At 71.1% G+C, this 13,295-nt stretch carries 11 protein-coding genes; 1 reads left to right on the forward strand and 10 read right to left on the reverse strand.

Going from position 1 to position 13,295, the window contains the following annotated elements; translation table 11 throughout:
• Positions 1 to 2 precede the first annotated feature (2 nt).
• The 4 genes from AB0883_RS25915 to AB0883_RS25930 all read right to left on the reverse strand — a co-directional run bounded on the left by AB0883_RS25915 (position 3) and on the right by AB0883_RS25930 (position 4,809).
• Entirely contained in the window at positions 3 to 881 is an 879-nt protein-coding gene (locus tag AB0883_RS25915; RefSeq protein ID WP_366643919.1) for an ABC transporter permease, read from the reverse strand.
• Positions 882 to 987: 106 nt separating this feature from the next.
• Positions 988 to 1,941: an ABC transporter permease gene (locus AB0883_RS25920; protein WP_366643921.1), complete on the reverse strand. Its 954-nt coding sequence runs from the start codon at positions 1,939 to 1,941 to the stop codon at positions 988 to 990.
• Positions 1,942 to 1,972: 31 nt separating this feature from the next.
• A complete protein-coding gene (locus AB0883_RS25925; protein WP_366643923.1) occupies positions 1,973 to 3,610 on the reverse strand; it encodes an ABC transporter substrate-binding protein in 1,638 nt (545 codons plus the stop codon).
• The gene (locus AB0883_RS25930) at positions 3,607 to 4,809 is read right to left on the reverse strand and encodes a membrane dipeptidase (protein ID WP_366643925.1); all 1,203 of its coding nucleotides are present in this window, start codon (positions 4,807 to 4,809) and stop codon (positions 3,607 to 3,609) included. Before AB0883_RS25930 ends, AB0883_RS25925 begins: the two co-directional genes overlap by 4 nt.
• A 325-nt stretch (positions 4,810 to 5,134) precedes the next feature.
• Between AB0883_RS25930 and AB0883_RS25935 the strand changes: the two genes are divergently transcribed.
• Positions 5,135 to 6,745 carry an RICIN domain-containing protein gene (locus AB0883_RS25935; RefSeq protein ID WP_366643927.1) on the forward strand — a complete coding sequence of 537 codons (1,611 nt, stop codon included), beginning with the start codon at positions 5,135 to 5,137 and terminating at the stop codon, positions 6,743 to 6,745.
• Positions 6,746 to 6,930: 185 nt separating this feature from the next.
• Here the strand turns inward: AB0883_RS25935 and AB0883_RS25940 are convergent, their stop codons facing one another.
• The 6 genes from AB0883_RS25940 to AB0883_RS25965 form a co-directional block, all read right to left on the reverse strand.
• Positions 6,931 to 7,734 (reverse strand): SGNH/GDSL hydrolase family protein, encoded by an 804-nt coding sequence (locus tag AB0883_RS25940; RefSeq protein ID WP_121401354.1) that lies wholly within the window; start codon positions 7,732 to 7,734, stop codon positions 6,931 to 6,933.
• Between the two features lie 237 nt (positions 7,735 to 7,971).
• Entirely contained in the window at positions 7,972 to 9,150 is a 1,179-nt protein-coding gene (locus tag AB0883_RS25945; protein ID WP_366643929.1) for a class I SAM-dependent methyltransferase, read from the reverse strand.
• Positions 9,151 to 9,186: 36 nt separating this feature from the next.
• Entirely contained in the window at positions 9,187 to 9,993 is an 807-nt protein-coding gene (locus AB0883_RS25950; protein WP_366643931.1) for an alpha/beta fold hydrolase, read from the reverse strand.
• 26 nt (positions 9,994 to 10,019) lie between these two features.
• Positions 10,020 to 10,955 carry a TauD/TfdA family dioxygenase gene (locus AB0883_RS25955; RefSeq protein WP_121401351.1) on the reverse strand — a complete coding sequence of 312 codons (936 nt, stop codon included), beginning with the start codon at positions 10,953 to 10,955 and terminating at the stop codon, positions 10,020 to 10,022.
• Positions 10,956 to 11,011: 56 nt separating this feature from the next.
• On the reverse strand, positions 11,012 to 12,328 hold the full coding sequence (locus tag AB0883_RS25960; RefSeq protein WP_366643933.1) for an MFS transporter: 1,317 nt from the start codon (positions 12,326 to 12,328) through the stop codon (positions 11,012 to 11,014).
• A complete protein-coding gene (locus tag AB0883_RS25965) occupies positions 12,325 to 13,290 on the reverse strand; it encodes an ornithine carbamoyltransferase (protein WP_366643935.1) in 966 nt (321 codons plus the stop codon). Before AB0883_RS25965 ends, AB0883_RS25960 begins: the two co-directional genes overlap by 4 nt.
• Between the last annotated feature and the right edge of the window lie 5 nt (positions 13,291 to 13,295).

The following is a 13,295-nucleotide window of genomic DNA, read 5'->3' on the forward strand; positions in this document are numbered from 1 at the left end:
GGTCAGCCTCCGTTCCGGCGGGGGTCACGAACGTCGTTGAACCGCATCCCGGCGACCGTCGCGGCGAGCACCAGGAAGAGGATCGCCAGCGACGGGAAGAGCGTCTGCCACCAGGCGATGGCCACCACGCCGCTGCGCTGGGCGTTGAGCAGGATCCGGCCCCAGGACCAGGCGTCCGGGTCGCCGAGGCCGAGGAAGCTCAGGCCGGCCTCGGAGATGACCGCCCGGGAGGCGGTCAGCAGGACGCTGACCACCATCAGCGGGATGACCGCCGGCAGGATCTCCCGGGTGACGATCCGCCAGCCGCGGGCCCCCAGCACCCGGGCGCCGTCGATGTACGGCATCGCCGACACCACCAGGCCCTGCGAGCGGATCAGCCGGGCCACCTCGGGCCAGGCGAAGACGCCGATGATGACGGTCAGCGTCCAGACGCTCGGGTTCACCACGGCCGCCAACATGATCATCAGCGGCAGGGTGGGCAGGGCCAGCATGACGTCGGTGATCACCGTGGCCACCGCGTCCACCGGCCGGAAGTACGCCGAGGCCAGCCCGATCGCGGCGCCGAGCACGAGCGCGATGAGCGAGGCCGCGACGCCGATCACCAGGCTGGTCCGGGTGCCCCAGACCACCTGGGCGAAGATGTCCTGTCCGAGGTCGTCGGTGCCGAACCAGTGCCCGCCGGACGGAGACTGGAGCACGTCGGCGCTGGTGCCGCCCGGCTCGTCGGCGATCAGCGGCGCGGCGAGCGCGAGCACCACCATCACCACCAGCACCAGCACCGCGATCAGTGCCGACGGCTGCCGCAGGTAACTGCGCCAGGCCGGCACCACGGCGGCCTCCCGGACCGGTACGGTCTGCTCGGTCAACACCGGCGCGCTCATCGGACCACCCTTTCCGTCACGACCGCGGGGCTCCGCCCCGCCGCGTCTGGTATCCCGGCGCGGTCGCGTCCCACCGGGGCCGCGCCGCGCCGCCCGCTCCCCGCGCTCACAGCCGGATCCTGGGGTTGAGGACGGCGTAGAGCAGGTCCGTGAGGGCATTGGCGATCACGACGGTGACGGCGAGCATGATGAACGCCCCCTGGAGCACCGGGTAGTCCCGTTGCCCGACCGCCTCGAAGATCAGTCGACCGACGCCGGGATAGGCGAACACGGTCTCGGTGAGCACGGCGCCGCCGACCAGCGTGCCCAGTTGCAGACCCATCAGGGTCAGCGCCGGCAGGATCGCGTTGCGCAGCCCGTGCTTCCACACCCGGCGCCGGGTGGACAGGCCACGGGCCCGGGCGGCGCGGATGTAGTCCTCACCGAGCACCTCGAGCATGTTGGTGCGCAGGGTCAGCGCGTACGGGCCGAGCTGCACCAGCACCAGGGAGAGCACCGGGAGCACCAGATGGTGCGCCAGGCTCAGGTAGGCGCCGACGCCCCGGGTGTCCGGGTCGATCGCCCCGCCGATCGGGAACCAGCCGAGTCTGGCACCGAGGTAGACCATCAGGAGCATCGCGACGCTGGGCACGAAGAGCGCGTGCCCGCCGATGCCGAGCACCTGGAGCACCCGGTCCGGCCAGCGGCCCCGGTGCACCGCCGCGTAGACCCCGATCGGGATGCCGACCGCGATGGTCAGCAGGAACGCCGTGCCGGCCAGCAGCAGGGTCCATGGCAGCCGCTCGACCAGGATGTCGGTGACCGGTTGGATCTGCCGGAACGAGATGCCCAGGTTGCCCTGGGTCAACTCGCGCAGGTACGACACGTACTGCTCGGACAGCGGCCGGTCCAGGCCGTACGTCTTGAGCAGCGCGGCCTGCATCTCCGGGGTCATGTCCCCCTCGACCATCAGGGTCGTGGGGTCCCCGGGGAGCAGCCGGAGCAGGAAGAACGTCGCGGTGATCGCGATCCAGATTGTCAGGACGGCCTTCAGCGCCCGGCTGAGCACGAAGCGTGCCACGGGGACCCCTCCCTTCTTCGTCAGCCCGCCGTCAGCTGGCCGGCTTGACCTGCGCCAACGAGTACGCGGTGACCATGCCGAGCAGGTCCGACGGCGACGCGACGAAGCCGGTGAACTTGCTGGCGTTGTAGGCGAACTGGAAGTTCTCCACGTACAGCGGGGTGAGGTATGCCTGCTCGTGCACCACCCGGTCGATGTTCTTGATCTTCTGCGCGAAGGCCGCCGGGTCGGTGGTGGCCGCCGCGTCGTTGATCAGCCGGTCCATCTCGTCCGACTTGAGCAGGTTGTAGTTGATGCCACCCGGGTTGCTGGAGAGGTAGGTGCTCCGCAGCTGGTCCATCGGGTTGTCGAAGACACCCCACTGGGAAGCGTCGATGTCGTACTCACCGCTCTTGGTGCGGGACAGGAACGTGTTGCGCTCCACGCACTCGTTCTCCAGCTTGATCCCGGCCTTTGCCGCGCTCTCCCGGAACAGCTGCACCACCCGGGTCAGGTTGGCGTTCGACTGGTCGCACGCCACCCCCAGGGAGAGGTTGTCGAAGAAGCCGTCGCCGTTGCCGTCCCGGTAGCCCGCCGAGGCAAGCTTCGCCTTCGCCCCGGCCGGATCGAACGCGTACGGCTGGAGGTCGGTGTTGTCGTAGTCGGAGAAGATCGGCGAGATCGGCCCGGCCATCTGCTGCCCGTCGCCCTGGAGCACGGCGGAGATGATCGCCTTGGTGTCGACCGACATGGAGAGCGCCTGGCGGACCTCCTGCTTGGCCAGGTCCTTGTTGTTCATGTTGTACGTCAGGTGCGCGAACCCGAGCGCGCCGACCTTGTTGAGCTTGATCTTCTCGTCGTTCTCGAACGTCTTCGCCGCCGACGCGGGCACCGGGGTGCCCATCATGTCGATGTCGCCGTTGCGCAGCGCCAGCATCATCGTGTTGACGTCCGGGTAGATGCGGTACTCGACCTGGCTGACGGCCGCCTTGCCGCCGGGCGCCAGCGGGTACTTGTCGTTGCGCTTCATCACGTAGCGCTGGCCCTTGGTGGCGCTCTCCAGCACGAACGGCCCGGCCCCGACCCAGTTCGAGTCGTTGGCGAACTTGGACAGGTCGCCGGCGCCCTCGAAGATGTGCTTGGGCACGATCGACATCCAGAAGCCGACGCCCTCGGCGAACGGCGCGTACGGCTGGGACAGCTTGAACTTCACCGTGGTCGCGTCCGGCGCCTCGATCGACTCGACCCAGGTCAGCTTGGCGGCGACGTTGCCCAGCTTGTACTTCATGATCATTTCAGCGCTGAACTGGACGTCCTCGGCGACGACCGGCTTGCCGTCGGTCCAGGTGAAGTCGTCACGCAGCTTGAACACGGCGGTCTTCCCGCCGTCCTCGTAGGTGTACTCCTTGGCCAGCTCCGGCGCCTTCTTGGCGTTCTCGTCGATCCGCAGCAGGTGCGGGTACATCGCGTTGAGGATCCAGGAGTCGGTCTTGCTGAGCGACTGGAGCGGGTTGAAGTTGGAAACATCGGTGGTGGTGCCGATGCGCAGCACCGAGGCGCCACCGGACGTGTCGCCGGAGGACGAGTTGCCCTCGTTGAGGCCGCAGCCGGCCAGGCCGATCGCGACCACCGCGCCGATCGCGGCGGCGATGCGCCAGCGGCCGGGGCGGCGGTTGTTGGACGTGCTCACCAGACCTCCTGAAGAACCCGAATGATGTTGCCGCCGATGACCTTGGCGATTTCGTCGTCGGAGTAGTCGTGACTGACCAGCCAGCCGACGATGTTGCTGAAGCACTCCGCTGGGTTCTCCATGCCGGAGACGTAGGGCACCCGGGGATGGTCCACCGCGCCGTGTGCCTGCCCGATCGCAAGGTGTTGGGTGAAACTGTCGTGCAGCCCGACGTGATCACCGAAGTTGGTGTCCGGGCCGAAGGCGACGTGGTCGATGCCGACCAGGTCGACGCAGTAGGTGAAGTGGTCCATCACCGACTCGATCGAGTGGTGCGGGTGCGCGGCGGAGAGGGTCGTGTGCGGCGCCGCCTCGATGCCGATCACCCCACCCCGCTCGGCGCAGGCCCGGATCACCTCGTCCGACTTCATCCGCGGCGTGTTCCAGACCGCCCGCGCCCCGGCGTGGGTGATGAACACCGGCACCCGGCTCGCCTCGACGACCTCCAGCGACGTCCGGTCACCCGAGTGCGACACGTCGATGGCGATGCCGAGCTTGTTCATCCGGTCCACCGCCCGCCGGCCGAAGTGGGTCAATCCACCGTCGACCCGCTCGGAGAGCCCGCTGCCGAGCATGTTCGCCTGGCTGTAGGCGATGCCCATCTGCCGCACGCCGAAGCCGTAGAGGATGTCGATGCGGTCCAGCTCGTTCTCGATCATCGTGGCCGCTTCCAGGCCGGCGACCAGCGCGAGCCGCCCCTCCCGCTTGGCCGTGAGGATCTGTTCCAGGGTGGTCGCCACCACCACGTAGTCCTGCTTGGCGACGTCGGCGAAGCGCAGGCCGATGTCGTAGATGACGTCGTCCCACTTCCAGGCGTGTTCGCTCGTGACGCAGCCCGTGCCGTTCATGAAGTTGTCGAACACGGCGGTCATCCCGGAGCGGGCGAGCCCCTCGAAACCGAAGGAGTTGCGGCCGGTGCGGTTGTAGTCGCGCAGCTGCGAGACGTCCGCCGGGAGGATCTTCGGGTGCTCATGCAGCGAGATCGCCACATGGTCACGCAGTAGCCGGGAGACCCTGCCGCGCTGCTCGTCGGTCAGGCCGAGGTCGTGTTCGGGTACCCGGCCGAGCTGCGGTGCCAGCTCGAAGACCTTGTAGTCGACCCGGGGCTCCAGGTAGTCGAACGACCGGTATCCGTCGTAGCGGGGGGCAACTTCCTGCACGTGCCAGCTCACCTCGCCCAGTTAAGAGGTAGGAGGAAGGAGGTCTGACCTCCTGCCTCGCACAGTAGGCCGAGATGAAACTCGTGGGAATCCCTCGTGACCCGACCGTTACCCGCACTCCCCCGTTCGGCCGACGCCGGCCAGGTGGGGGCCGGTCGCGCCCGCCCCTCGGGAACGCGGCGGACCGGTGGACCGAGCCGCGCGGGCGAACTTCCGCCGAGCCGAGGGAAAGCGCTTACCATTACTAAAGCCATAGATTCGGGTGGATCTGACGCCGGGCCGCGACGACGCCATCCCCCGCCGGACAGCTCTCCGAAGGAGCCCCATGACACCCACCACCACCAGACCCATCCACCGCCGTCGGCTCCCGCTGGTGGCCACGGCCGTCCTGGCGCTGCTCGGCGCCGCCGTGGTCGTCGGTCCGCGCTCCGCCGAGGCGGCCACGGTCGACCCCGGCGCCAGCTACGTCCTCGTCAACCGGCACAGCGGCAAGGCGATGGACCTGTGGGGCTGGTCCACCGCGGACGGCGCGCCGGTCAACCAGTTCACCCGCAACGACCTGGCCGTCCAGCAGTGGCGGTTCGTCGACGTGGGTGGCGGCTACCACCAGATCCGCTCGGTGCACAGCGGCAAGGTGCTGGAGCTGCCGAACGCCGACGACGGGATCCAGCTCGTCCAGAACACCGCCGCCAGCGGCAACACCCGACAGCACTTCCGGCTCGCCGATTCCGACGGCGGTCACGTCCGCCTCGTCAACCGGCACTCGAACAAGGCGCTGGACGTGTGGCAGTGGTCGACCGCCGACGGCGCGATGATCTCGCAGTACCAGGACCTCGGCGGTGCCAACCAACAGTGGCAGTTGATCAACCTCGGTTCTGGTGGGGGCGGCTGCGGCAGCGGCGCGTTCCAGGCCGAGGCGGTGCTCAGCGGCGGCACCTGGACCGCCCGCAACGGCGGCACCACGCTCTACACCGGCAGCGACATGCGCGCCGCCGTCCAGGCCGCGGTGAACAGCCTCAGCGCCGGGCGGACCAGCAAGCAGCGCGTCGTCGTCCGTGGCTCCGGCTCGATGAGCGCCGGCTCACGGATCTCCCTGCCCAGCTACACCGCGATCGACGTGTGCGGCACCATCAACGTCACCGGCTCGGGCAGCGGTGACCAGGCGCCCATCTACTCCCGCGGCACCAGCCACGTCGAGGTCGGGCACCTCACCGTCACCGGCACCCCGCTCTACGGGATCTTCCTGCGCAACGTCACGGACGTCGTCCTCGGCCGGATCGACATGCGGCTCGGCAGCGGACTCGGGATCCGGATCGACAACCGCGGGGACACCAGCCAGTGGAGCCGCAACGTCCGCATCGACAGCGCGTACGTCTCCGGCGCCAGTTCCCACGCGGTCGAGACGTACGGCGTGGACGGGCTGACCATCGGCACCGTCACGGCGCGCGACGTGGGCGAGTCGGGCCTGCTGCTCAACCAGACGATCAACGCCACGGTCACCACCGTGGACGCCGAGAACGCCGGCGCCGGCACCGGGTACGCCGCCTTCCGGATGGCCAACCGCAACGGGCGCGTGGGCTCGGGCTACCCGACCAACGTCCGGGTGGGCACCGTCCGGGCGCGCGGCGGCGGCCGGGGGATCTTCTGCGTCTCCGAGTCCGGCGGGGCCACCATCGACCGGGTGGACATAGCCAACACCGGAAACAACGCGATCCTGATCGAGAACTGCCAGGGGGTGGACATCGCGGCCGGGGGCGGCACGATCAGCGGCGGCGGCGAGGTGCGGCTGGCCGAGCGCAGCGAGTTCCCGGGCAACCGGGACATCACGCTGCGCAACTTCACCCTGGTGAACAGCCGGATCGTGGAGAACCCCTGCGCGGACGACCTGACCATCAGCAACGTCGGGCTGAGCAACTCCACGATCGTCCGGTGCTGACCGGGGCGGCCCCGGCACCCTCGCCCGGGTCGCTCCGGCCGTCCGGCGTCGCGTCGACCGGAACGCCGGATGGTCGGACGGGGCACGGACGCCGAGCGGGCGACCGTGCCCCGTCCTCCCGCCCTGGGCGCTCCCGGCCCCGAGGGGGGCGGGACCGGGACCGCCCGGACGCCAGAGCGCGCCGGTCAGCCCGCGACGGAGCGGAAGACCGGGTAGTAACCGCCGGACTGGCCGGCCGCGGTCGGGTGGTACGAGACGCCGAGGTTGGTGTAGTTGAGGGCGTGCAGCCACTTCTCGCCGTAGCTGCACAGCTGGTGCCCGACGAACTGCGACCGCACGTCGGCGAACTTGAAGCCGGCGGCGACGGCGGCGGTGCGGGTGATGTCGTCCACCAGGTTGATGCCCTCGTTGATCTTCGCCCGCGAGGTGGCGCTCAGGCCGACGCAGACGGTGCCGAGCTGGTAGAAGACCGGGTACCCGACGACCACCACCCGGGCGGAGGGCGCCCGGGTCTTGATGCCGTTGTAGACGTTGCGCAGCAGGCCGGGCAGCTGGGCGCGGGCCTTGTCCTCAGCGGCCTGCACGGCGGCCACGCACTGCGTGGTGCCCTGGAGCACGCAGGTGGACATGATGTTGGCGAAGCCGACGTCGTTGCCGCCGACCGTGACGCTGACCAGGGTGGTGGTGGAGCTGAGCGCCGACAGCTGCGTGTTGATCAGGCTGGTGGTGGTGGCGCCGGAGCAGGCGACCGAGCGGTACGACGCGGGCTTGATGTTGGCGGCGTACAGGGCCGGGTAGGCGTTGGTGCTGCGCTGGCAGGAACCGCTCTCGCTGGTGTAGCTGCCGGCGCCCACGCCCGAGGCGTACGAGTCGCCGAGCGCCACGTAGCGGTCGGCGGGCGCGGCCTGGGCGGGCGCGGCCAGGGTGAGGCTGACGCCGAGAGCCGTGGCCAGGCTCAGGGCGAGGGAAACGAGACGGGTTCTCCGCACGTCGCACTCCGGGGGTAGAGGAATCGAGTGCGAGATTGATATCACCGAATATTCGCGAACGAAAGATCTTGCCGGAACTTTTAGGGGTGCCGGCAAGGACCTACCGGGTCCCCGTACCGGTTCGCGTGCCGGCAGGGGTCGCGCGCGCCCGGACCGGGGCCCCGACCGCACGGCGACCGCGAGGCGCGGCCCGGCGGACGCGGCCCCGGTCGGGGGCGTACGCGCAGGGGCGGAGCGTCAGCGGGACGACCCGGACGCCCCCGTGGCCGTCGCCACGAACATCGTCTGCACCTGCTCGGCGGCGTCGAGCCCGGGCACGGCGTGCGCCTGCACGTCGACGAAGCCGGCCCGCCCCAGGGCCGCCCGCCAGCCCGCCACGTCCAGCAGCGGGGACGCCGGCACCCGCGGCTCGTCCTCCGCGTGCCGCCACCATCCCTCGGTCAGGCCGAAGGTCAGCGTGTTGTAGTCGAGGCGGCTGGTCATCTCGTTGACCACCAGGATGCCGCCCGGCTTGAGCAGCGCGTGGCAGTGCCGCAGCGCGGTGGAGATCCGCAGGGTGGCGTGCAGGACGTTGCTGGCCAGGACGACCTCCATCGAACCGGGTTCGAAGCCCTGGTCCTCGGGTGCGCCCTCCACGTTGTAGCGGGCGAAGTCGACGTGGGGCCGACCGACGCCGAAGCGCTGCCGCCCCAGCCGCAGGAACGCGGGGCCCACGTCGGTGTAGAAGTACCGCAGCCGCTCCGCCCGTTCCGCCAGGGCGTCCAGCACCGGCCCGGTGGTGCCGCCGGTGCCGGCCCCCACCTCCATGACCTGGGCGAAGGACCGGGGATAGCGCCGGAGGAACTGCCGGACGTGCTCCCGCACCCGCGCCGCGCAGAGCCGGTTGTAGAAGTCCAGCTGGACGTTGTCCCGGTAGATCGCGGAGACCAGGTCGGCCGTGCCGCCCGGGAAGAGCACCTCGTTCGCCGGCCGGTCGCCCCGTACCACCCCGACCAGCTGCTTCTGGCAGGCGACCAGCAGCGGCACGTATCCGGCGGCCTCCGGGTGCTCCCGGCGCAGCGCCGCCGCCGACGCGTCGACCGCGTCGTCCTCGGCGAAGCCGGCCGCCTCGGCGACCCGTGCGGTGACGGCGAGCCCGTCGCCGTGCCGACGCAGCAGGTCGGCGCGTTCCAGCAGGTCGAGCAGGGCGTCGCCGAGCCGCTGGTAGCCGGGTGCCACCGCGAGCCGGGCCAGGATCTCCTCCCGGCCGGCGGTGGCCCCGGGGGCGGGCAGGACGCCGGCGGCGGCCAACCGGGCCGCCAGCACCCGTCGCCCGAAGTCCGTCACCGCCTCGAAGGAGGTACGGAAGCGCGCGTGGCGCTCCTGGTCCACGTCCACGAGCGGCTGCGGCGTCGCCTCGATGTCCGGTGCGGTCACGATGTGCCCTCCACGGTGCGGTTCCGGCGGTGCCGGTCAGGTCAGGTGCGCGGCCACGGGTGCCGCGGCACGGGGTACGCCCGGCCGGCCGTCGAGCTGCGCGCTCAGGTCCGCGAGCAGCTCCGCCCGTGCCGGTACGAGATAGAAGTGGTCGCCGGGGAACGCCCGCAGCCGGAAGCCACCGGTGGTCAGCTCCGCCCAGGCGGAGACCGACTCCCGGTCGCAGGCCGGATCCCCCGTGCCGAGGTACGCCGTGATCGGCGCGGACACCGTCCGCGGCGGACGCGGCAGGTAGCCGTGGATCAGCCGCAGGTCGGCCCGGAGCGCCGGCACGACCAGCTCCCGCAGCTTCGGCGAGCGGAAGACCACCGGATCCACCTCGCCGAGCGCGGCGATCCGGGCGAGGAACTCCTCGTCGTCGAGGTGGTCGGGGTGCTGGTCGATCCGGGTGACGTGCGGTGCGCCGTGTCCCGAGACGAACAGGTTGGTCGGCACGACGCCGAGCCGCTCCTCCAGCCGGACGGCCACCTCGTAGGCGACCGAGGCGCCCATGCTGTGGCCGAACAGGGCGAGGGGGCGGTCCAGGTACGGGGCGAGCGATTCGGTGACCCGGTCGGCGAGCAGGTCCATCCGGTCGACGCACGGCTCGGCGAGCCGGTCCTGCCGACCCGGGTAGCGCACGGCGAGCAGGTCGACGGAGTCCGGCAGCGAACCCGCCCAGGCCTGGAAGAAACCGGCCGAGCCGCCGGCGTGGGGCAGGCACACCAACCGCAGCCCCGCGTGCGCGCCGCCCCGGAACACCCGCAGCCAGGGATCACCGCCGGCCGGACGGAGCGGGGACATCTGGGGCATCTCCTCGGTCGCGCCGGTCAGTCCGACATCGCCACCAGCACCCGGCGGTCGCCCGTGTACGGACGCCTGCCGTGCGCGGTCAGCACGTTGTCGATCAGCAGCAGGTCGCCGACCCGCCAGTCGACGTCGACCGCGGCCTCCAGGCCCCGGTCGCGGATCTGGGTGACGTACTCGTCGGGGATCGGGGAGCCGTCGGCGAAGGTCACCGACTGGGGCAGTTCGTCCGGGCCCATCACCTGGGTCATCACCCTGGCGATGTCGTCGTCCAGGCCGGCCGGGTGCCACTGGTCCGCCTGGTTGAACCACACCTCGGCCCCGGTGACGGGGTGCCGGAGGGTGGCCGGCCGGAGCTGGATCACCCGCAGCCCGTCGGCGGTCCACTCCCAGGTGGCGCCGGCGCCGGCGAGGAACTCCTCGACCTCGTCGCGGCTGTCGGTCTCGAACGTCTCCCGCCAGCTCTTGCCCAGCCCCATCCCGTCGTGCAGGTTCTGCTGGTAGCGCAGGCCGCCGGCGAAGTCCGCGCGCAGCTGCGGGTCCAGCGAGTCGAGCCACAGCGCGGCGTCGACGACCGGGGTCGCGCCGCCGGTCTCGGCCGCGATCTGGCAGAAGAAGAGCAGCCGGGCCGGCCACCGGGCGGCGTACGACAGCTCGTTGTGCATCGAGATCGTGTAGCGGGCCGGGTACTCGGTGGAGGTGTAGACGTTGCGGCCCACCTTCGTGCGCGGCGAGTTGCCGTGCACGTACGCCAGTCGCCTCGGCAGCAGCAGGTCCATCACCGGGTCGAGGGTCTCCGGCCGGACGCCGAAGCCACGGAAGACGAGCGCCTTCTCGGCGGTGAGGACCGCCGCCAGGTCCAGCTCGCGGAGGTGGCCGACCAGGCCCTCGGCGCTCGGCGCGCAGCCGGCGCTCTCCGGGGTTATCTCCAACGGTTTCCAGCTCGCGTGCTCGTTCATTCCGGGGCTCCTCACCGTCCCAAGCCGTGCGATCCCTCCCAGGCTCTGCCGCTCCGCTATATTCCGTCCATATCGCCGCGGTCCCGCTCCCGCTCGGCGGCCTCGGCCCGCTCCGCCTCGGCCCGGGCCCGACCGCCGAAGCCGAGCACCGCGAGCACCGCGATCACCCCCATCGCCCCGCCCACGATCAGCATGGCCCTGGTGATGCTCGTCGAGTCGAGCAGGAAGCCCGCGAACAGCGCCCCCAGCGAGTTGGCTCCCGAGCTGAGCAGCATGACGATCGAGCCGGCCCGCCCGCGCAGGTGGTCGGGCGCGCTCTGGAGCACGTACAGCATCCCGGCCACGTTGCTGATGCCGGCGCCATAGTGGATCAACGCGAAGATCGCGCCGAGGACGACGAGTCCCGGCGCCAGCGCGAGCAGCGGCGCCACCGCGATCAGCGGCATCAGCACCGCCCAGGCGATGTTGACCCCCATGATGATCCGGCGGATCCCCCACCGACTCAGGTAGAAGTTGCTGGTCATCGCGCCGGCCATGCCGAAGACGCTGTTCACCACCAGCAGCATCCCGACCGTGGGTGGCGAGCCACCCTGGTTCTTGACGATCACCACGAGGCCCAGGCCCAGCACCTGGAACAGGATGTTGCTCGCCGCGAAGAGGCCGAGGGCGCGGCGCAGGTACGTCTGGCCCCAGACGAAGACGAAGCCCTCCCGCATCCGGGCCAGCAGGCCACCGGGCTCGTCCGCCCGCGACTTCGGCGCCTGCAGGTCCCGCCGGACGAACAGCAGGGTCACCAGCGAGACCAGGTGCATCAGCACGGCGAAGCCGAACGGCGCCCAGCGGGTCAGCGCGTACAGCAGGGTGCCGGCCGGCTGACCGAGGATGCTGGCCGCGTTGGCCCGCGACTCGTTGGCCGCCGTCGCGGCGCCGTACCGGTCGGCCGGGACGACGTTGAACACGGCGGCGCGTTCGGCCAGGGCGTAGCAGATGCCCAGGCTGGCCTCCACGAACGCGACCGCCATCAGGTGCGGCAGCCACACCGAGTCGCGGGCGACCGCGACCGCGACGCTGCCGATCGCGACGATCCGCCCCACGTTGCAGAGGACCATCGTGCGGCGCCGGTCCCAGCGGTCGACCAATGCGCCGGCCGGCAACTGGGTGACCAGGTTGGGCAGCAGCGCGGCGAAGGTGACCAGGCTGGCCGCCGTGGCCGATCCGGTCGACCAGAAGACCAGCAGGGTGTAGCTGATCGAGGTGGCCCGGGAGCCCAACGCGGAGACCCCGGAGCCGACCCAGAGCAGCAGGAAGTCACGGTTGCCGGTCAGGCGGCCCGGCTGCCGGGACGTGGCCGCCGGGTGCCCGACCGCGCTCACGACGCGGACCCGGCGGGGGCGGCCCGGCACCAGTCGAGCACGGCCATCGCGCTGTAGAGCTTGTTCTCCGCCTGCTGGAAGGCGATGCTCGCCGGCCCGTCCAGGACCTCGGCGGTCACCTCCTCCCCCCGGTGCGCCGGCAGGTCGTGCATGAACACCGCGTGCGGGCTGCGCCGCCACAGCTCCCGGTCCACCTGGAACGGGGCGAAGCGCACCCGCCAGTCGGGATCGGGCTTGCTGGTGCCGGTGGTCTGCCAGCGGGTGGTGTAGATGACGTCCAGGTCACCCGGCAGGTCGTCCATGTGGTGCCGTTCGACGAGGTGGGCGCCGCAGCGCTCCGCCTGCGCCCGCGCGACAGCCGCGATCTCCGCCGGCAGCCCGTACCCCGCCGGGGTGCGCAGCTCCAGCTCGACACCGGGGAAGCGGGTCAGCGCCAGGGCCAGTGCGGTCGCGGTGTTGTTCGCCTCGCCCAGGTAGAGCAGCCGCAGGTGTTCGATCCGGCCGAAGCGCCGCAGCAGGGTGGTCAGGTCGGCCAGCGCCTGCGTCGGGTGCTCCTCGGCGCTCATCGCGTTGATCACGGCCATCCGGCGCTGTCGCGACCAGTCGCGCATCTCCCCCGGGTCGGCGGCGGTCCGCGCCACCAGCACGTCGAGCATGCCCGACAGCACCCGGCCGGTGTCCTCGCTGGACTCCCCGGTGTTGAGCTGGAGGTCGTTCGGCCCGTACTGGATGGTCTTCGCGCCGAGGCGCAGCGCGGCCACGGTGAACGCGGTCCGCGTCCGGGTCGACGTCTTCACGAAGTAGGTGCCGACCACCCGGTCGGCCAGCGGGCTGGCGGACTCGCCGGCGGCGAACCTCGCCCCCCGCGCCACGATCGAGTAGAGGTCGTCGTCGGTCAGGTCACGGATCGACACCAGGTGCCGCACCTGCCGGGTCGGTGGGTCGGTGACCGTTGCGGACATGCTCG

Source organism: Micromonospora sp. NPDC047812 (assembly GCF_040704175.1).
Taxonomy (GTDB): domain Bacteria; phylum Actinomycetota; class Actinomycetes; order Mycobacteriales; family Micromonosporaceae; genus Micromonospora.